The 24,590-nt window shown below is 61.7% G+C and carries 23 protein-coding genes; 15 read left to right on the top strand and 8 right to left on the bottom strand.

Annotated features, from left to right (window positions below):
* Positions 1-80 precede the first annotated feature (80 nt).
* The 4 genes from pssA to ACYCFC_RS20900 all read right to left on the bottom strand — a co-directional run bounded on the left by pssA (position 81) and on the right by ACYCFC_RS20900 (position 4,348).
* On the bottom strand, positions 81-914 hold the full coding sequence (gene pssA / locus ACYCFC_RS20915; RefSeq protein ID WP_181082009.1) for a CDP-diacylglycerol--serine O-phosphatidyltransferase: 834 nt from the start codon (positions 912-914) through the stop codon (positions 81-83).
* A gap of 151 nt (positions 915-1,065) precedes the next feature.
* On the bottom strand, positions 1,066-2,082 hold the full coding sequence (ilvC, locus tag ACYCFC_RS20910) for a ketol-acid reductoisomerase (RefSeq protein WP_181082010.1): 1,017 nt from the start codon (positions 2,080-2,082) through the stop codon (positions 1,066-1,068).
* Between the two features lie 47 nt (positions 2,083-2,129).
* Positions 2,130-2,621, bottom strand: coding sequence for an acetolactate synthase small subunit (gene ilvN, locus ACYCFC_RS20905; protein WP_037026062.1), 492 nt, complete (start codon positions 2,619-2,621; stop codon positions 2,130-2,132).
* Between the two features lie 2 nt (positions 2,622-2,623).
* Entirely contained in the window at positions 2,624-4,348 is a 1,725-nt protein-coding gene (locus tag ACYCFC_RS20900; protein WP_459652782.1) for an acetolactate synthase 3 large subunit, read from the bottom strand.
* A gap of 406 nt (positions 4,349-4,754) precedes the next feature.
* Between ACYCFC_RS20900 and ACYCFC_RS20895 the strand changes: the two genes are divergently transcribed.
* Positions 4,755-5,186 carry a DUF4124 domain-containing protein gene (locus ACYCFC_RS20895; protein ID WP_459652781.1) on the top strand — a complete coding sequence of 144 codons (432 nt, stop codon included), beginning with the start codon at positions 4,755-4,757 and terminating at the stop codon, positions 5,184-5,186.
* Between the two features lie 38 nt (positions 5,187-5,224).
* Here the strand turns inward: ACYCFC_RS20895 and ACYCFC_RS20890 are convergent, their stop codons facing one another.
* The 3 genes from ACYCFC_RS20890 to mrcB form a co-directional block, all read right to left on the bottom strand.
* Entirely contained in the window at positions 5,225-5,557 is a 333-nt protein-coding gene (locus tag ACYCFC_RS20890; protein WP_459652780.1) for a YqcC family protein, read from the bottom strand.
* Complete coding sequence (locus ACYCFC_RS20885; RefSeq protein WP_459652779.1) at positions 5,557-6,264, bottom strand: tetratricopeptide repeat protein; 708 nt, start codon at positions 6,262-6,264, stop codon at positions 5,557-5,559. The genes ACYCFC_RS20890 and ACYCFC_RS20885 overlap by 1 nt, the downstream gene beginning before the upstream one ends.
* A 79-nt stretch (positions 6,265-6,343) precedes the next feature.
* Positions 6,344-8,656 (bottom strand): penicillin-binding protein 1B, encoded by a 2,313-nt coding sequence (mrcB, locus tag ACYCFC_RS20880; RefSeq protein ID WP_459652778.1) that lies wholly within the window; start codon positions 8,654-8,656, stop codon positions 6,344-6,346.
* A gap of 154 nt (positions 8,657-8,810) precedes the next feature.
* On the opposite strand from mrcB, the gene ACYCFC_RS20875 reads away from it, so the two are divergent.
* From ACYCFC_RS20875 to ACYCFC_RS20865, 3 genes are all read left to right on the top strand, one after another.
* A complete protein-coding gene (locus ACYCFC_RS20875; protein ID WP_459652777.1) occupies positions 8,811-10,370 on the top strand; it encodes a bifunctional aminoglycoside phosphotransferase/ATP-binding protein in 1,560 nt (519 codons plus the stop codon).
* A 192-nt stretch (positions 10,371-10,562) separates the two neighbouring features.
* Positions 10,563-10,835: a TfoX/Sxy family protein gene (locus ACYCFC_RS20870; protein ID WP_459652776.1), complete on the top strand. Its 273-nt coding sequence runs from the start codon at positions 10,563-10,565 to the stop codon at positions 10,833-10,835.
* Positions 10,836-10,940: 105 nt separating this feature from the next.
* Entirely contained in the window at positions 10,941-11,738 is a 798-nt protein-coding gene (locus ACYCFC_RS20865; protein WP_181082016.1) for a cyclic nucleotide-binding domain-containing protein, read from the top strand.
* Between the two features lie 199 nt (positions 11,739-11,937).
* Here ACYCFC_RS20865 and ACYCFC_RS20860 read toward each other — a convergent pair whose 3' ends face one another.
* Positions 11,938-12,822 carry a ChaN family lipoprotein gene (locus ACYCFC_RS20860; protein ID WP_459652775.1) on the bottom strand — a complete coding sequence of 295 codons (885 nt, stop codon included), beginning with the start codon at positions 12,820-12,822 and terminating at the stop codon, positions 11,938-11,940.
* A 122-nt stretch (positions 12,823-12,944) separates the two neighbouring features.
* Between ACYCFC_RS20860 and ACYCFC_RS20855 the strand changes: the two genes are divergently transcribed.
* The 11 genes from ACYCFC_RS20855 to purD all read left to right on the top strand — a co-directional run bounded on the left by ACYCFC_RS20855 (position 12,945) and on the right by purD (position 24,509).
* The gene (locus ACYCFC_RS20855; RefSeq protein WP_459652774.1) at positions 12,945-13,259 is read left to right on the top strand and encodes a Rieske (2Fe-2S) protein; all 315 of its coding nucleotides are present in this window, start codon (positions 12,945-12,947) and stop codon (positions 13,257-13,259) included.
* Positions 13,260-13,330: 71 nt separating this feature from the next.
* Complete coding sequence (locus ACYCFC_RS20850) at positions 13,331-15,103, top strand: protein-disulfide reductase DsbD (RefSeq protein ID WP_459652773.1); 1,773 nt, start codon at positions 13,331-13,333, stop codon at positions 15,101-15,103.
* A gap of 164 nt (positions 15,104-15,267) precedes the next feature.
* Complete coding sequence (gene aroQ, locus ACYCFC_RS20845) at positions 15,268-15,711, top strand: type II 3-dehydroquinate dehydratase (protein WP_003293162.1); 444 nt, start codon at positions 15,268-15,270, stop codon at positions 15,709-15,711.
* 78 nt (positions 15,712-15,789) lie between these two features.
* Positions 15,790-16,245 (top strand): acetyl-CoA carboxylase biotin carboxyl carrier protein, encoded by a 456-nt coding sequence (gene accB, locus ACYCFC_RS20840; RefSeq protein ID WP_181082020.1) that lies wholly within the window; start codon positions 15,790-15,792, stop codon positions 16,243-16,245.
* Between the two features lie 17 nt (positions 16,246-16,262).
* Positions 16,263-17,612, top strand: coding sequence for an acetyl-CoA carboxylase biotin carboxylase subunit (gene accC, locus ACYCFC_RS20835; RefSeq protein ID WP_181082021.1), 1,350 nt, complete (start codon positions 16,263-16,265; stop codon positions 17,610-17,612).
* Between the two features lie 110 nt (positions 17,613-17,722).
* On the top strand, positions 17,723-18,604 hold the full coding sequence (gene prmA / locus ACYCFC_RS20830) for a 50S ribosomal protein L11 methyltransferase (protein WP_459652772.1): 882 nt from the start codon (positions 17,723-17,725) through the stop codon (positions 18,602-18,604).
* A gap of 92 nt (positions 18,605-18,696) precedes the next feature.
* On the top strand, positions 18,697-19,896 hold the full coding sequence (locus tag ACYCFC_RS20825; protein WP_459652771.1) for a DUF3426 domain-containing protein: 1,200 nt from the start codon (positions 18,697-18,699) through the stop codon (positions 19,894-19,896).
* A 184-nt stretch (positions 19,897-20,080) separates the two neighbouring features.
* Positions 20,081-21,094, top strand: coding sequence for a tRNA dihydrouridine synthase DusB (gene dusB, locus ACYCFC_RS20820; RefSeq protein ID WP_459652770.1), 1,014 nt, complete (start codon positions 20,081-20,083; stop codon positions 21,092-21,094).
* A complete protein-coding gene (gene fis, locus ACYCFC_RS20815; protein WP_181082025.1) occupies positions 21,091-21,411 on the top strand; it encodes a DNA-binding transcriptional regulator Fis in 321 nt (106 codons plus the stop codon). Before dusB ends, fis begins: the two co-directional genes overlap by 4 nt.
* Before the next feature lie 99 nt (positions 21,412-21,510).
* Entirely contained in the window at positions 21,511-23,115 is a 1,605-nt protein-coding gene (purH, locus tag ACYCFC_RS20810) for a bifunctional phosphoribosylaminoimidazolecarboxamide formyltransferase/IMP cyclohydrolase (protein ID WP_181082026.1), read from the top strand.
* A gap of 104 nt (positions 23,116-23,219) precedes the next feature.
* The gene (gene purD / locus ACYCFC_RS20805) at positions 23,220-24,509 is read left to right on the top strand and encodes a phosphoribosylamine--glycine ligase (RefSeq protein WP_181082027.1); all 1,290 of its coding nucleotides are present in this window, start codon (positions 23,220-23,222) and stop codon (positions 24,507-24,509) included.
* Positions 24,510-24,590 lie beyond the last annotated feature (81 nt).

The following is a 24,590-nucleotide window of genomic DNA, read 5'->3' as shown; positions in this document are numbered from 1 at the left end:
GCGCTTATTACCGCCTAAAGTGATTCGACTCCTCCAGCATCAAACCATAAACATATGGCGGCGCACTGGATGCGACGAGATCAGCTTTCAATACGCTTGTGCCGACGCATCAGGAACTGCACCGGCCCGGATGCTGCATAGGCCAGGAAGATCAGTAGAAGTACACGGGGCGGGTCACTGAAGACAACTGCGAAGACCAGCACTACAACAAGGATGGCCACGAACGGCACCCGCCCCTTGAGATCGAGATCCTTGAAGCTGTAGTACTTGATGTTGCTGACCATCAGCAACCCGGCTGCAGCCACCAGCAGCGCAAACAACATGACGAGCGCCAGCGGGAGATCCACACCTTTTACCCCCACCTCATCCAGCGCCCAGACAGCCCATACCGAACCGGCCACCACACCGGCAGCCGCCGGACTGGCGAGCCCGATGAACCAGCGTTTGTCGACCTTACCTATCTGAGTGTTGAAGCGGGCCAGACGCAGCGCAGCACAGGCGACATAGATGAATGCCACGGTCAGCCCGACGTTGCCCAGCTCGGACAACGCCCACTCGTAGGCCAGAATAGCCGGCGCCAGACCAAAAGCCACCATATCGGAAAGCGAGTCATACTCTGCGCCGAAGGCACTCTGGGTATTGGTCAGGCGAGCCACGCGCCCATCGAGACCATCAAGTACCATCGCCACGAAAACGGTTGCCGCAGCGACATAGAAATTGCCGTTTATTGCGGTAATGATGCAGAAGAACCCGGCAAACAGATTGGCGGTAGTGAACAGATTGGGGAGCAGGTAAATACCGCGATGGCGAACTTTGCGGCCTTCGGAGTCCTGGATCTCTTCGACATGCTCATCGATAGGCAGCAGACTTTCCGGCTCGACTGGCTTGTTCGGCTCTTCGGGATGCTCACTCATGTAAATTCACCTTACTGCAGGTTTGAATAAATTCGACAGACCCCGGCACAGCCGGTTCACCTTGCCACCAGCAGCGTTTTATACCAGATTGAACCTGAGCCTAACGAAAGAACGCGGCCCAGGCCGCGTTCTTTCTCAAGCAGAACCGCTATCAGTTCTTGCTCTTGTCGACGATCTTGTTGGCAGCGATCCAAGGCATCATCGCGCGCAGCTTCTCGCCTACCACTTCGATGCCATGGGCAGCGTTGTTGCGACGATAGGCAGTCATCGATGGGTAGTTGGTAGCACCTTCGCTGATGAACATCTTCGCGTACTCACCGTCCTGAATGCGCTTCAGCGCATTGCGCATGGCGGCACGGGATTCGGCGTTGATGACTTCCGGGCCGGTCACGTACTCGCCGTACTCGGCGTTGTTGGAGATCGAGTAGTTCATGTTGGCGATGCCGCCCTCGAACATCAGGTCGACGATCAGCTTCAGCTCGTGCAGACACTCGAAGTAGGCCATTTCCGGCGCATAACCGGCTTCGACCAGGGTTTCGAAACCAGCCTTGACCAGCTCCACACAACCGCCACACAGAACGGCCTGCTCACCGAACAGGTCGGTTTCGGTTTCGTCCTTGAAGGTAGTTTCGATGATGCCGGTACGACCGCCGCCTACGCCGGAAGCATAGGACAGAGCAACGTTCTTGGCGTTGCCGGAAGCATCCTGGTAGATGGCGATCAGGTCAGGAATACCGCCGCCCTTGACGAACTCGGAGCGGACGGTGTGGCCCGGAGCCTTCGGCGCGATCATGATCACGTCGAGATCGGCGCGCGGCACGACCTGGTTGTAGTGAATGGAGAAACCATGCGCGAAGGCCAGGGTTGCGCCCTTCTTCAGGTTCGGCTCGATTTCGTCCTTGTACAGACGGCCCTGGAATTCGTCCGGGGTCAGAATCATCACCACATCGGCGGCAGCAACGGCAGCAGCGACATTATCGACTTTCAGGCCGTGGGCCTCAGCCTTGGCGACTGAAGGCGAACCGGCGCGCAGGCCAACGGTGACGTCGACGCCCGAATCCTTCAGGTTGCAGGCATGTGCATGACCCTGGGAGCCGTAGCCGATGATTGCGACCTTCTTGCCCTGGATGATGGAAAGATCACAGTCTTTGTCGTAGAAAACTTTCATGGAATTACCCCAGTTACTGGCCGTTCGGGCCATTCGATAAAACGTGTTTAGATGCTCAGCACTTTGTCGCCACGGGAAATCCCGGTGACACCGCTGCGCACGACTTCCAGGATCGATGCGGTACCGACGGCCTGGATGAAACTGTCCAGCTTGTCGGTCGTGCCGGCCAGCTGGATGGTGTAGACGTTGGTGGTGACGTCGACGATCTGCCCACGGAAGATATCTGTGGTGCGCTTGACCTCGGCACGCTGCGCGCCGGTAGCCTTCACCTTGATCAGCATCAGCTCGCGTTCGATGTGCGCGCTTTCAGACAGATCCACCAGCTTGACCACTTCGATCAGCTTGTTGAGGTTTTTGGTGATCTGCTCGATCACCTCCTCATGCCCGACAGTCGTCAGGGTCAGGCGCGACAGCGTCGGATCCTCGGTTGGTGCAACCGTGAGGCTCTCGATGTTGTAGTTACGTTGCGAGAACAACCCAACCACGCGAGACAGGGCGCCCGGCTCGTTTTCCATCAACAGGGAAATGATGTGTCTCATGATCAGGTCCGCTCCGTCTTGCTCAGCCACATGTCGCGCATGGCACCGTCTTTGATCTGCATCGGGTAGACGTGCTCGCTGGTATCAACGGCGATATCGAGAAATACCAGCCGATCCTTCATGGCAAAAGCCTCTTCCATTTTCGGCTTGAGATCCTTCAGATCGGTGATACGCATGCCAACGTGCCCATAGGCTTCAGCCAGTCTGACGAAGTCAGGCAGCGACTCCATGTAGGAGTGCGAGTAGCGGCTGTTGTACACCATGTCCTGCCACTGGCGGACCATGCCCAACGCACCGTTGTTGAGGTTGATGATCTTCACCGGCAGGTCGTACTGCAGGCAGGTCGACAGCTCCTGGATATTCATCTGGATACTGCCCTCGCCGGTAACGCAGGCAACATCAGCGTCGGGGAAGTTCAGCTTCACGCCCATGGCTGCCGGCAGACCGAAGCCCATGGTGCCAAGGCCGCCCGAGTTGAGCCAGCGGTTGGGCTTGTCGAACTTGTAGTATTGGCAGGCGAACATCTGATGCTGACCAACGTCCGACGCCACATAGGCCTCGCCCTTGGTCACTTCGCAGAGCATTTCGATGGCGGCCTGCGGCTTGATGATGCTGCCGTCGCCCTTATCGTAGGGGAACAGGCCACGGTTGCCGCGCCACTCGTCGATCTGCTTCCACCAACTGGCGACCGTCTCGGCGTTCGGCGCCTGGCCGATTTCCTTGACGATGGCGACCATCTCGGTCAGTACGCTGCCCACAGGACCAACGATCGGAATGTCGGCCTTGATCGTCTTCGAGATGGACGCCGGATCGATGTCGATGTGGATGATCTTGGCGTTCGGGCAGAACTTCGCCGCGCCATTGATCACACGATCATCAAAGCGCGCACCGACCGCCAGAATCACATCGGAATGGTGCATGGCCAGGTTGGCGGTGTAGCTGCCGTGCATGCCGAGCATGCCAACGAACTGGCGGTCGCTGCCCGGATAGCAACCCAGCCCCATCAGGGTGTTGGTCACCGGCAGGTTGAGCATCTTCGCCAGTTCGGTCAGCTGTGCGGAAGCCCCACCCAGGACCACGCCGCCACCGGCGTAGAGAATGGGCCGCTTGGCCGCCAGCAACAGTTCCGCCGCCTTGCGGATCTGCCCGGAGTGACCGCGCAGCGCCGGACCGTAGGAGCGCAGCTTGGCCTTCTTCGGATAGACGTATTCGTACTTCTCGGCCGGGTTGGTCATATCCTTCGGAATATCGACGACCACCGGACCAGGACGCCCGGACTCGGCGAGGTAGAACGCCTTCTTCATCACTTCGGGGATTTCCGAAGGATGCTTGATCATGAAGCTGTGCTTCACGATGGGCCGGGAGATACCGATCATGTCGGTTTCCTGGAAGGCATCGGTGCCGACCATGTTGCTCGGAACCTGACCGGAGATGACCACCATCGGGATCGAGTCCATGAAAGCGGTAGCAATGCCGGTGATGGCATTGGTCGCACCAGGACCGGAGGTCACCAGCACCACGCCGGCCTTGCCGGTCGCCCGCGCATAGCCATCGGCCATGTGGGTGGCGGCCTGCTCATGACGAACCAGGATGTGCTCGATGGACTTTTCCTTGAAAAGCGCATCGTAGATATGCAGAACGGCACCACCCGGGTACCCGTAGATGTACTTAACGCCTTCGTCGCGCAAGAAGCGGACGAGCATTTCAGCGCCGGATAATAATTCCACGTTGTTCACCTCTAAAACGCCAGATAGCCGCTCCGCGCCGGACCGGCCAGAAATAGGTTTTACTGCTCAGCAGTGCATGAGCGACGGTGGTCGCCGACTACGTCAGCTACTGACTAAGCAAGTACCAGGAAAGCCCCAAAGTATTGCGGGACGCTCCTCCCAGCGCGAGGTAACGCGTTGCGGGTGTAGCAAGTCGGTGCGGGTAGGCACCTTGATATGGTTGACCGAAGACAGGCTCGTGCAATGTCCTCGCAACAGCAAGCATGGAATTGTTCGGATTAGACCGTGCCAAGTCAAGCCTGCTGTTGTCTTCCGACTGTTTTCAGCTGTGATCCAGCGCAGAATGAAGGACCGGAAGTTTTGCGTATAGTACCGCCCTGATAATGCCTCCACAGAAGGGATAAGCATGCGTTCGACTATTCTCGCGGGCTGTCTGCTGCTCGCACTGAGCGGCAATGTCATGGCCGGCCAGATCTACAAATGGGTGGATGCACAAGGCGTTACGCATTTTGGCGCGCAACCGCCTCAGGATCAGGCCGTGGAAATGCTCAATACTGCTGCACCGCCACCCAAACAGGCGCCTGTGGTACCTGCCGAGACTGAAAGAACTGGCGAGGCCGAGCAGCGCGACATTGAGCGCCAGGTCAAAAAACAGGTGGCCGAACAGAACGCCCAGCGCCAGCAATACTGCACGACACTGCGCACGAACCTGGCACAACTGCAGAACAATCCGCGGGTGCGCGTAGAGGAAGAGGGAGAAGTGCGGCGCCTGAACGAAGAAGAACGCCAGGCGCGCATCCTCGAAGCCAAGCGGAAAATCGCCGAAACCTGCGACTGAGTTGAATCAGATTCGCCAGCTCCGCCAGTCGGCAAGCATCATCTTTCGCCGCGAGCGATCAGCGAATCAAACTTTGTCAGCGCCTCAAGCAGGCCGGCAACCCTTGATGGAGAATCCCTGTAGACCACCTCCGCCATCGCCAGAATGCCCGAAGCGGCTGGCAATGCCGCGCCACTTTCCAGGATCGCCTTCATGCGCGGCAGAAAAATCCACTGCAACCACTGTTCGAACGACAGCGTATCCACACAGAATGGCTCACGACTGGCAAGGGCCTGCAGGTCAGGCGGCAGGGCTTCCCATGTCCCCAGCGCGCGCAACTCTCGCTCGATCAGCAAGAGTTGCTCGGCCAGCTCCGGCGCCCGGCCATCCATCACAACGAAACCCTGGCGCGCTCGCGCGCCTGCGCAGCTCCGGCGGCATTGCCCTGACGCTCGCGTGCCTGCGCGATCAGTTCCCAGAGACTCGCCTGCAGCGCCGGGCGATCACCCGCGTAGCTCAGCCCCCGCCGGGCGAGCTGCTCAGCCTGCACGGCATCGCCCTGAGCAAGGCGCACCTCGGCCAGGCGGTAAAGCACTTGCGGCTCGCGGGGTGCGATGCGCTGGGCACGTTCGAGGCTGGATGCGGCCCCGTTGAGGTCGCCACCGCCCTGTTGCTGCTGGGCCGTGGTCAGCAGCGCCAACACCGGACCGTCGAGCCGCTCATCGGCAGACAAGCCTCCGTTCGAGGGGATGCCGCTGGGCATTGATTGGCCCTGCACCGGAGCCTGAGGCGCAGGCACGGGAGGCGTCCATGGCTCGGACACACCGGGTGCCGGGTCAACCGAACCGCTGAAGGTGGCATCAGGCGCGGGAAAGGTCTGCAGGGGGGCCGAGTTCTGCTGCGGCACCATGACCATTACCCCCGAATCCTCAGGCACAGGCTGCATACCCGGCGCAGACACAGGCGCGCCACCCGTACGGTAGGCTTGCCGCGCCGACACTTCCTCGGAGACCGGCGCACCGGAGTCGACCACAGGTATCGCGCCCCGATCGACTGTTGCACAGCCCTGCGCCAGCGCTGCGGCTATCAGAACGACCATCCATCGCTTGTTGCTCAACATTCGAACCTCATAATCGTTTCATGCAGCCAACAGTATTGTTTCATGCGCCAGATGTGGCTCAGCGCAACCAGCCGCGAACCCAGTCCATGACCGACTCGGCAGGCGCCTGAATACCACAACCAGGTCCCGCGGCTGGCTCACTGCCACGAATATAGGGCATCTGTACCGCACCAGGGCAATTCTCAGCCGTACCCTGCCCGGTTTGTGCATCGATCCAGGCCATGACGACATTTTCCGGCATGGGCATTTGCAACGGCAGCGGATCGGCGCGACGCATGAAGTCGGCCCACACCTGCAATGCACCCGTAGCACCTGTCAGCGAAGTCTTGCCGTTGTCGTCACGTCCCAGCCAGACCACTGCCAGCAGGTCCTGACTGAAACCTGCGAACCAACTGTCACGCGAATCATTGGTGGTACCGGTCTTGCCTGCCAGCGCCAGCGACCTGGGTATCTGGTTGTAAGCCGAACGCCCGGTGCCTTCGAGCATGGCGCGCTGCATGGCGTACTGGGTCAGATAGATCGCACCGGCATCGAAACGCTGCTGAATCTTGAACGGGTAGCGACTCAGCGGCTCGCCATCGGCCGCAACGACGCTACGGATGGCTCGCAACGGCGTGTTGAAACCACCATTGGCGAGCGTCTGGTACATGTCCGCCACCTCGATAGGACGCAACCCGCCCGCCCCCAGCAACATCGAAGGATAAGCCGGCCACTGTGGCGAAGCCCCCAGCCGCTCGAGCGTCTTCAGAACATGCGGCACACCCAGATCCAGCCCCAAGCGGGCCGTGGAGAGGTTGTAGGAATTGGCCAGAGCCTGGTAGAGGTAAACCGCACCGTGGGCGTTACGCCCATAGTTCTGTGGTCGCCATACCTGGCCATCGGCCCCCTTGACCGAGAAGGGCTCATCTTCCAGCAGGCTGGTCAAGGTGTACTGGCTGGGCTTCTCCAAGGCCGCAAGGTAAATCGCCGGCTTGATCAGCGAGCCGATGGGCCGTGAGGCGTCCAGCGCCCGGTTGAAGCCAGCAAAACCTGGTTGACGACCACCCAGCATCGCCTGCAGCTCGCCGGTTTCCGGATTGGTCACCAGCATCGCCCCCTCGACACCTTCGGCGGCCTTGCCGAGCCGCTTGAGCGTCTCGGTCATGGCTCTCTCGGCTTTCATCTGCAAAATCGGATCGAAGCTGGTGAAGACACGCAAGCCTTCCTCGGTCAGGTCCTCATCGCGATAGTCTTCACGCAGCTGGCGTTTGACTACATCGAGAAACGCCGGATAGGAGCTGTCGGCCAGACTGCCACGCGGCGTCACTCCGAGCGGCTTCTGCTTAGCCGCAACCGCTGCCTCGGAACTGAGCACCTGCTGCTCGACCAGCAGATCGAGAATCAGATTGCGCCGTTCCAGCGCACGCTCCGGATGCCGCCTAGGGTTGTAGTACGTCGGCCCCTTGACCATGCCGACCAGCAGCGCGACGTGCTGCACCTGCAACTCAGCCAGTGGTCGACCGAAGAAATACTGGCTGGCCAGGCCAAAGCCGTGGATAGCCCGCCGGCCATCCTGACCGAGAAAGACCTCATTGAGGTACGCTTCGAGAATCTCCCGCTTGTCGTAGTGCAGCTCCAGCAGGATCGCCATCATCGCCTCGGTGCCCTTGCGGCTGAGGCTGCGCTCATTGGTCAGATAGAAGTTCTTGACCAGCTGCTGAGTCAGGGTACTGCCGCCCTGACGCACCCCGCCGGCGGTCAGGTTGACCCAGGCGGCACGAGCGATGGACTTGGGCGAAACACCGAAATGCTCGAAAAATTCTCGATCCTCGACTGCGACCAGGGTTTCCACCAGATAAGGCGGCGCCTGCTCCAGCTTGATCAGGATGCGATCCTCGTTATGCGCAGGATAGAGGCCGCCGATCACCAGGGGTTCGAGTCGCGCCACCGGCAGTTCGGCATTGTTGGCACGGGTCAGGCCCGCCACAAAGTCGCCGGAGAAACGCACCCGGATACGCTGCGATTCCTCGACGCCCTCGTAGAAATGGAACCCCCGGGTATGCATCTCGATGGTATTGCCGGCAACCGAAACCACGCCTGGCCCATCGACCGCACGTTCACGGCGGTAACCCAGCGCATCGAGCTCCGTGAGGAAGTCATCCTTGTCGAGTTTCTGTCCGACGAAAAGCTCCAGCGGCCTTGCGAAGACCGTTGCAGGAATGGTCCAGCGCTTGCCGGAAAACTTTTCCTGAACCACCGCATCGAGATAGACGGCCACGCCGGCGAGGATCACCAGCGCCACAAGAAACAGCTTTACGGCCCAACCAAGCCAGGGCCGGAAGCCGCCGGATCGGCGCTTAGAGCGGGAACGAGGAGAGCGTACTTTAGTCATGGCGGCGGATTATACGCACTTTGATCTTCGGGGAATGCGGCCTCCTGGCGGTTTGCAGGTCACTCCCGGATGGACATAATGGTGCGTTTTCAGACTGTGTGAGCTGCGTTCCGATAACCACACGTCCCGCACACCATACTTACAAGGAATGACCGTGAGCCAAGCACTGATCGCCGCATTGCAGAATCCGGCCCTCTATTCCCATCCGGTCGACGGCTTCCGGGTCATCGAAACACACATTTCATGGGTCATCCTGACCGGCACCTACGCCTACAAGATGAAGAAGCCTGTGGATTTCGGCTTTCTCGACTTTACCGACCTGGCTTCCCGCAAGCATTTCTGCGAGCAGGAACTGCACCTGAACCAGCGCATGGCGCCTGACCTGTATGTGCAGGTTCTGCCGATAACCGGTAGCATCGAGGCCCCGATTATCGGTGGTGACGGCGAACCCATCGAGTACCTGCTGCAGATGCGCGAATTCCCGCAGACCCAGCTCATGGCCGAAGTGCAGGCGCGCGGCGAGCTGACCGACGCCCACATCGACGCCTTGGCCGAGCAGATCGCCCACTTCCACCTGGACATTCCGCAGGTGCCCGCAGGACACCCGCTGAACAGTGCCGAGGCGATCGTCGCGCCGATGCGGCAGAACTTCGAGCAGATCCGCCCCCTGCTGACCGAACAGGCCGACCTGCAACAGCTCGATGCGCTGATCGACTGGACGGAAACCAGCATCGAGCGACTCTATCCCTTGCTGGAACAGCGCAGCCAACAGGGCTTCATTCGCGAATGCCACGGCGACCTGCATCTGGGCAACGCTGCCCTGATCAACAACCAGGTGGTGCTGTTCGACTGCATCGAATTCAACGAACCCTTCCGCCTGATCGACATCGCATCCGACGCGGCCTTTCTGGCCATGGATCTGGAAGACCGCGGCCTGAAATGCCAGGCGCGCCGCTTCCTCAATGGCTGGCTGGAGCGCACCGGCGATTACGCCGCGCTGGAACTGATCAACCTGTACAAGGCCTACCGCGCCCTGGTGCGAGCCAAGGTCAACCTGTTCCGGCTGTATCAGGAACAGGATGCCGTCGAGCGCAAGGTCATCGTCCGCCAGTACCGCGGCTATGCCAACCTGGCCGAAAGCTACAGCGCGATTCCGTCACGCTTCCTGGCCATCACCCATGGCGTTTCAGCCTCCGGCAAAAGCCATGTGGCCCTGCGCCTGGTCGAAGCGCTGGGCATGCTGAGACTGCGCTCGGATGTGGAACGCAAGCGCCTGCATGGCGAGCAGCAGGAGCGATCCGACGAGCTGGATACCGGCATCTACAGCGCCGAAGCCGGCGAAGCCACCTACCGGCGGCTGCACACACTGGCCGAAGCGGCGCTGAATGCGGGCTTCTCGGTGGTGATCGACGCCACCTACCTCAAGCACCAGCAGCGTCAGGCTGCCTGGCAAGTCGCAGAAGCCACCGGCGTCCCTTTCCTGATCATCGATTGCGAAGCCCCCGATGCGGTCATCGAACAGTGGCTTGCGCAGCGTCAGGCCGAGGGCGGCGATCCGTCCGACGCAACCATGGACGTTGTCAGGGCACAACAGGCCTCACGCGAACCCCTGAGCGAAAGCGAGCAACTGCTCAGCCGGCGGCTCGATACGCCCGATGCCGCCAGCCTGGACAATCTGCTGGCCGCCATTCGCCAGCGGCTGCCGGGGCTCTGACAGGCCGCGGCAGAACAGCCGCTGACCGAAGCAGCAACCACAACCCGTCACCCTCGCGGGCAGAACCTGGCGTGGCTTCTATACTTGCGTAGGCCTGTCTGCGCGAGTGGGTCGTGGGCAGCTTTGAACGGCGGTGCTGGCTTTGCGGGCCGCTCCACTTCCTCACCGGCCACCCCGGTCGATAAGGACGCCATGCACGACGAATTGCTGACGCTGAAAAACCTCGGCAAGACCTCCGCACAATGGTTGCACGCATCCGGCATCCATACCTTGGAAGATCTCCGCCGCCTGGGTGCGGTCGACGCCTATCAGGCGGTCAAATCTCGCGGTTTCAGCGCCTCTCGCGTATTGCTCTATGCCATCGAGGGCGCACTGCGCGACACCGATTGGAAAGCGCTGCCTGCCTCGGTCAAGGATGAACTGAATCAGCATCTGAACACTTCCAGGCGCCCCAACAAGAGCTAGCTCACAACCTGCACGCGATGCAATTTACTCCTCCCCAGCGTGGCGCTTATTGTTGGCGCGCCCACCGCTCCCCTTTGTGAGCTCGTTTGTTCAAGGATTACCGTCATGTATCTACTCGGCGAACAACCCGCCTACGCCGATCGCCTGATAAACCGTCTGCAGGAAATTCCCGCCCAGTTGCTGGAAGGCCTGCCACCATGCGGCGAGGCGATTGAAATCGGCGGCTCCGAGGACCTCAGCACAGAACTGCCCGGCCAGCAGCTGTTCATCATCGAAAGCGGGCTGCTGCATGCACTGGTCGATGAGCGACCTTTGTTCTATCTACAAGAAGGCGACCTTCTGGGACTGCGTCAGGGCACAGAGTTTCCCGACTGCCGCTACCGCAGCGATGAATCGATTCGCCTGACCCCCTATTCACGCAACGCCGTATTCCGCCATATCCATGCCGAGCAGCGACGCCAGGAACTTTTTACCCAATACCTGATTGGTCAGACAGCGCTGCTCTGCGATGCACTGGCACGCCTGAAGCAGCCGGAGATTCAAACTGCGATGGGCTTCCAGCACTTCGCGGCGGGCCAGGCACTGATTATCCAGGGCGATGATGCCGAGCATGTCTTCATCATCATCGAAGGTCATGCCGACGCAATTGTCGACGGGCAGAAGGTTGGCGACGTACAGCGCGATGAAATCTTCGGGGCGATGGCCGTGTTCACGCACGAAAAACGCAGCGCCACCGTTATGGCCACGACACCCTGTACGGTCATGGTGATTCCCAAGGACCAGTTTCTCAGCCTGATGCAAAGCAACCCGAAGATCGCCCACAGCCTGATCGAAAGCATGGCTCGACGTATCGACCTGCTGAACAAGGAAGTCACCCAGCTTCGGCTGCCCATCACTGGCTGAGACCAGCTTTCAAAAAGCCGGATTATTTTCAAAATCGCCCATTGACACCGAAATGAGAATTGTTATTATTATCGCAACTGATCGCGAGGTCAGCCGGTAAGTTGAAGGGTCCAGGCAGTCGATCTTTCAGGTTATCTCCTCATCAGGCTAATCACGGTTTTGACCCGGCTCTTGCCGGGTCTTTTTTTATCTGCGCGAATCAACCCGCCTTGTCACGCCACTTCGCACAGTGATCCTGCCGCGGCTGTGACGGCGTGAACCAGACGAAGTCAGCCTGCTCGGCCCGCACCGTTTCTCCCACTTCAGCAAGCATCAGCACACGCAGGTCACGCATGCTTGCCTGCCCCTGCAGATACAGCGGCACCCCGAGATCACGCCGGACATGAAAGGCGCCTGCCAGCAACATCGCAGGTTTTGGCGCGGCGGCCAATTGCTGCGCCATGCGCTGGTCACGCTGCTGCTGCACGGCAAGCATCGCCGGCAACTGCGTTTCGGGAAGCATCTGGCAATGCGAGGCCCGAATCTGCTCCAGCAAGGCCGTCTGCACATCCGGTGCAGCTGGGGCGCCGGTCAATGACGGAACCTCGCGATAGATGCTGGATATCTCGGCTCGGTCCAGATTCGCCTGCAACAGCGGATAAGACTGTGCCAGCCCATACTCCACCAGCGGCGCATAGAGCGCCCAGTCCCAGCCCTGTTGCCAGCCCAGCGCGGCAGGCAGATCGGCGGGCCGCTCGCCTTTCCTCATGGAGCGCTGCACCTGGGCAACCTTCTGCTGCTGATCCGGGTTGAGCATCTCCAGCAGGACACTGCCCTGCTCGCGCTGCTGCGCCAGGGCCTGCAGCAGCCAGAGCTGCAGTGCGTGATGATCGGGATTGTCATGGCGCTCCCCCACCAGCACATGATCGCTGTCGGCCAGTTCGGCCAGCAGCTGTTGCGGAGTGAGTGACGCGCCGTTGCGCAAGTCGATGATCACGCCCAGATCGGCATGCTCCAGCCCCTCGGGGCTCTGCCATGCGGGCAGCGGTGCAACCGACTGGCAGGCGGCAAGCAGAACCATTACCAGAAGCAGTAGAAATCGCATCAGTATTCCTCGGCGGACAAAGGCAGCATCGGCAGGTGAACTCGAAAACCACGATATCGACGCTGATCCTGCCTGAAAAGACCAGCCTGGGTAATAATCGCAGCCCAACGGAGGAAACCTGCATGATTCGTTTATGCGCAACCGGCGAGCTCGCCGAAGGCCGCAGCAAAGGCTTCGAGGTCGACGGCCTGCGCCTGTTCGCCGTGCGCAAGGATGGCGTCGCCTACGTCTATGAAAACCGTTGCCCGCACCGCCAGATCCCGCTGGAGTGGCTTGCGGACCAGTTTCTCGACAGCAGCGGCAGCCTGATCCAGTGCGCGACCCATGGTGCGCTGTTTCTGATCGACAGTGGCGAATGCGTCGCCGGCCCCTGTGCCGGCCAGTTCCTGCGCGCGCGCGCCTGCAGCGAACGCGACGGAATCATCTGGTTGCCATAGTGCGACGCTGCGCCCAAGCGACCATTCGCCTCGTTAGGTATCATGCCCCCATCGTTGCCTGCGAGATGACCATGCGCCGTTTGCTGAGTCTGTTGATCCTGCTGTTCGCCCTTCCCGCCACCGCAAGCCTGTTCGACAGCCGCCCAAGCTCCACGCTGGGCGGTCTGAACAACAGCGCCGACTTTCTCCCGGTGCATGAAGCCTTCCGCCTGAGCCTGGTGGATGCCAACTCGGAACGAATCCAGCTGCGCTTCATCGGTGCCGAAGGCTATTACCTCTATAGGCACCGGTTCCAGTTCAAGACCGACGAGGCCAGCGTGATCATCGGCGAGGCACGGCTACCGGCAGGCGTGCAGAAGACCGACGAGTATTTCGGTGAAATCGAAGCCTACTACGGCGTCCTCGATATCGACCTGCCGGTACAGAACCCCGACAACCGCCCCTTCACACTTCAGGTCGGCTATCAGGGTTGCGCCGACAAGGGGCTCTGCTACCCGCCGGAAACGCAAACCTTCCAGATCGCCGCGGACGGCACCCCGGCGGTCGCCGGTACCCGCAGCGATAGCGACAGCGCCGACACCCTGTCCTGGCGTTCGGTGGCACTGTTCTTCCTCGCCGGGCTGGGCCTGACCTTCACGCCCTGCGTACTGCCGATGCTGCCGATTCTTTCCGGCGTGGTGCTGCGCGGCCAGACCGGCGGCATGCGCAGTTTCCTGCTGTCACTTGCCTATGTCCTGCCGATGGCGGGCGGCTTCGCGGTGCTCGGCGCACTGATGGGCGTGTTCGGCGCAGAGCTGAATCTGCAGGCACGCCTGCAGTCGCCCTGGATACTGGTGCCGTTCGCATTCTTCTTCGTACTCTTTGCGCTGGCCATGTTCGGCCTGTTCGAACTGCGTCTGCCCCAATTCCTGAGCAGCCGCCTCGACCGCCTCGCCGGCAACGCCAAGGGCGGCTCCTTCATGGGCGCCGCGCTGCTGGGCACCGTTTCCAGCCTGCTGGTATCACCCTGCGTATCCGCGCCGCTGGCCGGTGCGCTGCTCTACATCAGCGCCAGTGGCGACGCGCTGGGCGGCGGACTGAAACTCTTCGCCCTGGGCCTGGGCATGGGCGCACCACTGGTTCTGTTCGCCACCGGTGGCGGCGCGTTACTGCCCAAGAGCGGCCCGTGGATGATCACGGTACGTAACGTCTTCGGTGTACTGCTGCTTGCCGTGGCGGTGTGGATGCTCGAACGCGTGCTACCGGGGTCGCTGGCGCTGGCCTTGTGGGGACTGCTCGCCGCCGGCGCGGCGCTGTTCCTCGGCACCCTGGAATTGACCAGCAAGACACCCCGGCAGAAGCTCGCCCAACTGCTTGGGCTGGTCTTGCTGGTCTACGCCCTGGCAGCCTGGGTCGGCGCACTGCAGGGGGGCTCCGATCCGTTGCGACCACTGCCACGCGCCACACTGACTGCAGACAGCGGCGCCGTTGAGGCCGAAAGCTGGCATACCCTGTCGACTCCCGCCGCACTCGACGCGCAACTGCTGGCGGCACGCACCGCCGGGCAGCCACTCATGCTCGACTGGTACGCGGACTGGTGCATCAGTTGCAAGGTGATCGAGCGCGAAGTATTCGCCGATCCGCTGATCGCCCCGCGCCTGGCCGACTACCGCCTGATCCGCTTCGACATCACCGACAGCAATGCCGAGCAGCGCGCCCTGCTGGATCGCTACAAGTTGTTCGGCCCACCCGCCGTGCTGTTCTTCGATGGCAACGGACAGGAAATGGACGAAATCCGCGTCGTCGGCGAAATCACCGCCAGGCAATTCGCTGAACGCCTGAACCGCGCTGACGCCTTGCGCTGACAGCGAACAGCAATCCCTGCGGCAAACTCCAGCCATAATGCGGGCATTTACGCCGATTGCAGCATGACTGGACAGTCAACCCCCGCTTCATGCATAGTTTTTCCCCTTTACGAGTCGGCCCGCCTTTCAAGCGGCACGACCGCGCATAACAACAAGGAACATACATGGCGACCTTTCTGGTCCTTCATGGCCCGAATCTGAATCTGCTCGGCACCCGCGAACCCGGTGTTTATGGCGCGGTGACGCTGGCGCAGATCAATCAGGACCTCGAACAGCGCGCCCGCGACGCCGGCCATCATCTGCTGCACCTGCAATCCAATGCCGAATACGAACTGATCGAACGCATCCACGCCGCGCGCAGCGAAGGTGTGGACTTCATCCTGATCAATCCGGCGGCATTCACGCATACCAGCGTCGCGTTACGTGACGCGTTGCTGGCAGTGAGCATCCCATTCATCGAAGTGCACCTGTCGAACGTGCACAAACGTGAACCTTTCCGCCATCACTCCTACTTTTCGGATGTCGCGGTAGGTGTGATCTGCGGCCTTGGCGCCAGCGGTTATCGGCTGGCATTGGAGGCCGCCCTGGAACAACTCGCTGCCTCCTGACGGGCCTGCGCACAAGCATGCCGGGGCTCGACAAGCGAGCGGCAATACCCTTCGAACTTACCTGGGAGTCAACGCTTCATGGATATTCGCAAAGTCAAGAAACTGATCGAACTGCTGGAAGAGTCCGGGATCGACGAACTGGAGATCCACGAGGGCGAAGAGTCGGTACGCATCAGCCGCCACAGCAAGCAAGTGGCCATGCAACAGCCGATCTACGCTCAGGCGCCCGCAGCCCCGGCTCCGGCGCCTGTTGCTGCCGCGCCGACCGCTGATGCCGCCCCGGCCGCACCGAAGCTGAACGGCACCGTCGTCCGTTCGCCGATGGTCGGCACCTTCTACCGCGCTTCCTCGCCGGAAGCCAAGCCGTTCGCCGATGTCGGCCAGAGCGTCAAGAAAGGTGACATCCTGTGCATCGTCGAAGCCATGAAGATGATGAACCACATCGAGGCTGAAACCAGCGGCACCATCGAATCCATCCTGGTGGAGAATGGTCAGCCGGTCGAATACGACCAGCCGCTGTTCACCATCGTTTGAACCGCGGAGAGCCAGCGATGTTGGAAAAAGTACTGATCGCAAACCGCGGTGAAATCGCCCTGCGGATCTTGCGAGCCTGCAAGGAGCTGGGCATCAAGACCGTCGCGGTGCACTCCACCGCCGACCGCGAACTGATGCACCTGGCCCTGGCGGATGAATCCGTCTGCATCGGCCCGCCCCTTGCCACCAATTCATATCTGCACATCCCGTCGATCATCGCCGCGGCAGAGGTGACCGGCGCCACCGCCATTCACCCCGGCTACGGCTTTCTCGCCGAGAACGCCGACTTCGCCGAGCAGGTGGAAAAATCCGGCTTCGCCTTCGTCGGCCCGAAAGCTGAAACCATCCGCCTGATGGGTGACAAGGTGTCTGCCAAGGACGCCATGATCAAGTCCGGCGTACCCGTGGTACCCGGCTCCGACGGCCCGCTGCCGGAAGATGAGAAGGAAGCGCTGCGCATCGCCCGCGAAGTAGGTTACCCGGTGATCATCAAGGCCGCTGGCGGCGGCGGTGGTCGCGGCATGCGTGTGGTGCACAAGGAAGAAGACCTGATCAAGTCGGCCAAGCTGACCCGCACCGAAGCCGGTGCTGCGTTCGGCAACCCGATGGTCTATCTGGAGAAATTCCTTGGCAATCCGCGCCACGTGGAAGTCCAGGTGCTCTCCGACGGCCAGGGCAACGCCATTCATCTGGGCGATCGCGACTGCTCACTGCAGCGCCGCCACCAGAAGGTCCTGGAAGAAGCGCCAGCGCCCTTCATCGATGAAAAGGCCCGCGCCGAAGTGCTCAAGCGCTGCACCGATGCCTGCATCGAAATCGGCTATCGCGGCGCCGGCACCTTCGAGTTCCTCTATGAAGACGGTCGTTTCTACTTCATCGAGATGAACACCCGCGTGCAGGTCGAGCATCCGGTCACCGAGATGGTCACCGGCGTGGACATCGTCAAGGAGATGCTCAGCATCGCCGCCGGCAACAAGCTGTCGATCAAGCAGGAAGACGTGGTCATCCGCGGCCATTCACTGGAATGCCGGATCAACGCCGAAGACCCGGAGAAATTCCTCCCGAGCCCCGGCAAGGTGAAGCACTTCCACGCACCGGGCGGCAACGGCGTTCGCGTCGACTCGCACCTGTACAGCGGCTATTCGGTTCCGCCGAACTACGACTCGCTGATCGGCAAGCTGATCACCTACGGCGCCACGCGCGAAGAAGCCATGGTGCGCATGCGCAATGCGCTGGACGAAATCGTCGTCGACGGCATCAAGACCAACATCCCACTGCACCGGGATCTGGTTCGCGACGAAGGCTTCTGCAAGGGCGGCGTGAACATCCACTACCTGGAAAAGAAACTGGGTATGGACAAGCACTAAGCACCAGCCGAGAAAAGCGCTGAAGGCTGGAAGGCCGGACGAAAAAGCGGATAATCCCGCCACCTTTCGTTCAGCCTTCCAGCCTTCAGCCGTTTCTAGACGAGAATTTTATGCCCTGGCTACAACTTCGCCTCGCCATCGCCCCGGAACAGGCACCCGCCCTTGAAGATGCCCTGCTGGGCGTCGGCGCGGTATCGGTGACCTTCATGGATGCCGAGGACCAGCCCATCTTCGAGCCGGACCTGGGCACCACGCCGCTGTGGTCGCATACCCACCTGCTGGCCCTGTTCGAAGCCGACGTGAATGAAAGCGATCTGCTCGCGCATCTGCAATTGCTGACCGGCGGCGAACTGCCCGATTACCAGTTGGAACGCATCGAGGATCAGGACTGGGAACGCAGCTGGATGGACAACTTCCAGCCCATGCGCTTCGGTCGTCGCTTGTGGATCGTCCCCAGCTGGCACGCCGCGCCCGAACAGGATGCGGTGAATCTGCTGCTCGATCCCGGCCTGGCCTTCGGCACCGGCACCCACCCCACCACGGCGCTCTGCCTGGAATGGCTCGATGCCCAGCAGCTATGCGGCTTGCAGGTGCTGGATTTTGGTTGTGGCTCGGGCATCCTGGCCATCGCCGCCCTGCTGCTGGGTGCCGAGCAGGCCATCGGTACCGACATTGATATCCAGGCCATCGAAGCCTCGCGCGACAATGCCGGACGCAACGGCATCGACCCGGCACGCTTCCCGCTGTACCTGCCCGAACAGCTGCCGAGCGGTCAGGCCGACGTGGTAGTCGCCAATATCCTCGCCGGCCCACTGGTGGAACTGGCAGGGCAGATTGCCGAGCGCGTCAAACCCGGCGGTCTTCTGGCCCTGTCCGGAATCCTTGCCGAGCAGGCCGAAGAGGTTCGCGCAGCCTATGCGGCGCAATTCGATCTCGACCCCACCGCTGAAAAAGACGGCTGGGTACGGATTACCGGCATTCGTCACCACTGAGCCTCACGGCAGTGACGGGCAACACGCACCACCACTGCCGTTCGACGATATGCATGCGCTAGACTAGCGAGCATTCTTCGCCGGACCTGCGCATGACCAGCTTCGTCACCCAATGCCCGCATTGCCGTACCAGTTTTCGCGTCAGCCGCGCCCAGCTCGCTGCGGCTCGGGGCGTGGTGCGTTGTGGCGCCTGCATGGAGCTTTTCAATGCGGCCCAGCAACTGAGCGACGAGGAAAAACTGCGCGCCAGCGCCGCAGAGACGCCAGCCCCGGCGCCCGTCAGCGTGCCGGCTCAGCCTTCGGCGCCCTCGAACAGCGAAGACGATACCCTGTGGATTCACGACGACCTCGATCTGGACAGTCTCGACCTGGACGAGGAACTGGCCAGGCTTGAGCGTGAAGAACTGGAGCTGGCCCGCGAACTGCTTCAGCTGGAACAGACACAGCCCCACACAGCGTCACCGGATGATGATGAAGCCTGGGCCGAACGGCTTCTTGGCGCAGAAACGACACAGGCACCCGTGCCCGCCCCGGTTTCCCAGGCGCTTCCCGAGCCGGACATGGAGACGGCGAAGGCACCACCTGACACCGTCATGCCCCCTGCTACGCCGCTGGATACAGCACTGCCACAGCCAGCGGAGCGGCTGGAGCCCTCACTTTCCGAGCCCGAGGAAGCAGACTCCGGATGGCCTGCCGCCGACTCAACGCCAGCGACGCAAGCTCATGCGCGCGAACGCAAGGATCGCGACGCGCCACTGTTCGAGCTTGAAGACGAGCCCCTGCAACTCGACTGGGTGGCCCGCCGCCGCCCCTGGGGCCGCTGGCTGGGCTGGGGCGCACTGAACCTGCTCGCCCTGCTGGCGCTTGCAGGGCAATACGTGTTCTATAATTTCGACGAACTGGCGCGCCAGGATCAATACCGCCCCTGGCTTGAGCAGCTGTGCCCGGCATTGGGCTGCGAGCTGCCATCGCGAGTCGATATCGAGCAGATCAGAAGCAGCAACCTGGTCGTGCGTAGCCACCCCGACTTCACTGGCGCGCTGATAGTCGATGCGATCATTTACAACCGCGCCTCCTTTGCCCAACCCTTCCCGCTGCTGGAAATGCGCTTCACCGATATCAGCGGACAGGTTCTGGCAAGCCGCACATTCAAGCCTGGCGAATACCTCTCCGGAGAACTCGCCGGCCAGCGCCAGATGCCCTCGCAGATCCCCATCCATATCGCCCTCGACATCCTCGACCCTGGCACCAGCGCGGTGAGCTACAGCCTGGCCTTCCACTCGCCGGAATAGCAGACGGGCCGTCGCGAACCTGGGCAACCCGCCGCTCATCGCCCGAGCGTGACAAGCCGGCCTTCGGCTATAAGCTGATGACTGTTCAGATTTTGTTCAACGCATGCTTTAACCTGCCATGCAGAGCGGGTATTATGCACACCCTTTTTTACACCCGATCGCAGGCTCCAGGCAGGGAATCTTCATGTCAGCGGTACGCATCGGTCCTTATATTCTTCCGAATCGATTGATTCTCGCGCCCATGGCCGGCGTGACCGATCAGCCGTTCCGCCAGCTGTGCCGACGCCTGGGCGCCGGCCTGGTGGTCTCGGAAATGGTGACCAGCGACGTGCGCCTGTGGAACAGCCGCAAGTCACGCCTGCGCCTGCAGCATGATGGCGACCCCGAGCCGCGTTCGGTACAGATCGCCGGAGGTGATCCGCAGATGCTCGCCGAAGCGGCCCGGCGCAATGTCGAACTGGGCGCACAGATCATCGACATCAACATGGGTTGTCCGGCGAAGAAGGTCTGCAACAAGGCGGCCGGCTCGGCCCTGATGAAGGACGAACTGCTGGTTGCGCGGATTCTCGAAGCCGTGGTGACAGCCGTGGATGTTCCGGTGACGCTGAAGATTCGCACCGGCTGGGACAGACAGAACAAGAATGGGCTCAGGGTGGCACGGATCGCCGAACAGTCCGGTATCGCCGCGCTGGCCGTACATGGCCGTACCCGCGCCGACCTTTACACCGGCGATGCCGAGTACGAAACCATTGCCCGCATCAAGCAGGCCGTATCGATTCCGGTATTTGCCAACGGGGATATCGACTCGCCGCTCAAGGCGCGCCAGGTGCTGAAGGACACCGGCGTCGATGCGCTGCTCATTGGCCGCGCAGCACAGGGCAGACCGTGGATTTTTCGCGAAATCGACCACTTCCTCGATACCGGCGAGCTGCTGCCTGCGCCGGGCCTGGATGAGATCGAGCGGATACTGCTCGATCATCTGGACGCGCTGCACGCCTTTTATGGCGAAGTAATGGGCGCGCGTATCGCGCGCAAGCACGTCAGCTGGTATCTCGCAACACAACCGGGGGCACGGGAATACCGTAGCCGATTCAATCGTTTGGAAAACAGGGACGCGCAGTGCGCCAGTGTTCGAGCCTTCTTCGAGGAACGCCGAACCAGCCCTGACTCAGGGGATGAAACAGGGGTGGCCGCATGACGCTGTTGAACGAAACACTGGCTATTGGAACCACATCCGTGAGCGACAACGTAAACCTCAAGCAGCATTTGAATACACCGAGCGAGGCAGGCCAGACCCTGCGCGGCAGTGTCGAGAAAGCGCTGCACAACTACTTCGCCCATCTCGAAGGCGCCGATGTCACGGATGTGTACAACCTGGTGCTCTCCGAAGTAGAGGCGCCCTTGCTGGAAACCGTGATGAACTACGTCAAGGGCAACCAGACCAAGGCCTCGGAATTGCTGGGCCTGAATCGCGGCACCCTGCGCAAGAAACTCAAGCAGTACGACCTCCTTTAAAAAGCCGCTGGAGGCTCAAGGCCGGAAGCTGGACGACCAAGCGACACCCTCGTTCCGCCTCCCGCCTCCAGCGTTGTCTACCTTCCGATGGAAACCGTGATGACCGACCAAACTCTCCGCCTTCCCGTGCGTCGCGCACTGATCAGCGTGTCCGACAAGACCGGCGTTGTTGAATTTGCCCGTGAACTCGCTGCCCTTGGCGTCGAAATCCTTTCCACCGGCGGCACCTTCAAGCTGCTGCGTGAAAACGGTATCGCCGCCGTCGAAGTGGCCGACTACACCGGCTTTCCGGAAATGATGGATGGCCGGGTCAAGACCCTGCATCCGAAGATCCATGGCGGCATCCTCGGTCGCCGTGACCTCGACGGCGCGGTCATGACCGAACACGGGATCAACCCGATCGACCTGGTGGCGGTCAACCTCTATCCGTTCGCCGCGACCGTGGCCAAGGCCGGCTGCACCCTGCCGGACGCCATCGAGAATATCGATATCGGCGGCCCGACCATGGTTCGCAGCGCCGCCAAGAACCACAAGGACGTCGCCATCGTGGTCAACGCCGGCGACTATGCCGGTGTCATCGAGAACCTGCGCAACGGCGGTCTGAGCTATGCCCAGCGTTTCGATCTGGCGCTCAAGGCCTTCGAGCACACCGCCTCCTACGACGGCATGATCGCCAACTACCTGGGCACCATCGACCAGGCGGCCGAAACGCTGTCCACCGAGGGCCGCAGCCAGCTGCCGCGCACCTTCACCACCCAGTTCGTCAAGGCGCAGGACATGCGTTACGGTGAGAATCCGCATCAGATCGCGGCCTTCTACGTCGAACACGCCGATGAAGCCTGCGTCGCCACCGCACGCCAGCTGCAGGGCAAGGAGCTGTCGTTCAACAACGTGGCCGACACCGATGCCGCGCTGGAATGCGTGAAGAGCTTCGTCAAGCCCGCCTGCGTCATCGTCAAGCACGCCAACCCCTGCGGCGTCGCCGTGGTGCCGGAAGACGAAGGCGGCATCCGCCAGGCCTATGAACTGGCCTACGCCACCGACAGCGAATCGGCCTTCGGCGGCATCATCGCCTTCAACCGCGAGCTGGACGGCGAAACCGCGCGCGCCATCGTCGAACGCCAGTTCGTCGAAGTCATCATCGCCCCGAGCGTCAGCCAGGAAGCCCGTGAAATCGTCGCCGCCAAGGCCAACGTGCGTCTGCTCGAATGCGGCCAGTGGCCAGCCGAGCGCGCGCCGGGCTGGGACTTCAAGCGCGTCAACGGCGGCCTGCTGGTGCAGAGCCGCGATGTCGGCATGATCACTGCGGACGACCTCAGGATCGTCACCCGCCGCGCGCCCACCGAACAGGAAATCCATGATCTGATCTTTGCCTGGAAAGTGGCCAAGTTCGTCAAATCCAACGCCATCGTCTACGCCAGGAACCGTCAGACCGTAGGTGTCGGCGCCGGCCAGATGAGCCGTGTCAACTCCGCCCGCATCGCCGCGATCAAGGCCGAACACGCCGGCCTGCCGGTGCCGGGCGCGGTCATGGCCAGTGATGCCTTCTTCCCCTTCCGCGACGGCATCGACAACGCAGCCAAGGCCGGCATCAGCGCCGTGATCCAGCCCGGCGGTTCGATGCGCGACGAAGAAGTCATCGCCGCGGCAGACGAAGCGGGTATCGCCATGGTGTTCACCGGCATGCGCCATTTCCGCCACTGATCGTAAAAAGCCGCTGAAGGCTGATGGCTGATGGCTGGACGAAAAAGCGACACCCTCGTCCAGCTTCCAGCCTCCAGCCTCCAGCCCAACACAGGGTTATAACAATGAACGTATTAGTGATTGGCAGCGGCGGACGTGAACATGCGCTGGCCTGGAAGGTAGCGCAGGACCCTCGGGTCAATAAGGTTTTCGTCGCCCCGGGCAACGCCGGCACGGCAACCGAAGCCAAGTGCGAGAACGTCGCCATCGACGTACTGGCCATCGAGCAGCTGGCGGACTTCGCAGCGCAGAACGTGCAGCTGACCATCGTCGGCCCGGAGGCACCGCTGGTCACAGGCGTGGTCGATCTGTTCCGCTCGCGTGGCCTGGACTGCTTCGGCCCCACCGCCGCCGCCGCGCAGCTGGAAGGCTCCAAGGCCTTCACCAAGGACTTCCTCGCCCGTCACAGGATTCCCACCGCCGACTACCAGAACTTCACCGACGTCGAGCCGGCCCTGGCCTACCTGCGCGAGAAAGGCGCGCCCATCGTGATCAAGGCCGATGGCCTGGCCGCCGGAAAGGGCGTGATCGTCGCCATGACGCTGGCAGAAGCCGAAGAAGCGGTGCGCGACATGCTCTCCGGCAACGCCTTCGGTGATGCCGGATCGCGGGTGGTGATCGAGGAATTCCTCGACGGCGAGGAAGCCAGCTTTATCGTCATGGTCGATGGCGAAAACGTGCTGCCGATGGCCACCAGCCAGGATCACAAGCGCGTCGGCGACGGCGACACCGGCCCCAACACCGGCGGCATGGGCGCCTACTCGCCCGCCCCCGTGGTCACTGCCGACGTTCACCAGCGGGTGATGGACGAAGTGATCTGGCCAACCGTCAAGGGCATGGCCGCCGAAGGCAACGTCTATACCGGCTTCCTCTATGCCGGCCTGATGATCGACGGCAACGGCGCGCCCAAGGTGATCGAGTTCAACTGCCGCTTCGGTGATCCGGAAACCCAGCCGATCATGCTGCGCCTGCAGTCCAGTCTCGTCCTACTGGTCGAGGCCGCGCTGGCCAAGGCGCTGGACAAGGTCGAAGCGCAGTGGGACCCGCGCCCCAGTCTTGGCGTGGTACTGGCCGCCGGTGGCTATCCAGGTAATTACGCCAAGGGCGCCGTGATTCACGGCCTGGATGCCGCCGCCCAACTGGAAGGCAAGGTCTTCCATGCCGGCACCGCGCTGCAGAATGGCGAAATCACCACGGCAGGAGGCCGAGTGCTCTGCGCCACCGCCCTGGGTGAAACCGTTTGTGCAGCCCAGCAGAGTGCCTATGCTCTCGCGGCCCGTATCGACTGGAATGGCCATTTCTATCGCCACGACATCGGTTACCGTGCAATCGCGCGCGAGCAAGGCGAAAGCTGAAGTTCCGGCAGGCCAGGTGCGCAACGGTCGATTCCCTTTACCGTTGCGCGCATTACAGCGCCAGTCCCTCACGACTATAAT

The organism is Stutzerimonas sp. NM35 (genome assembly GCF_054604355.1).
Note: the sequence above shows the minus strand (reverse complement) of the source record. Positions and strands in the feature narration are given on the sequence as shown.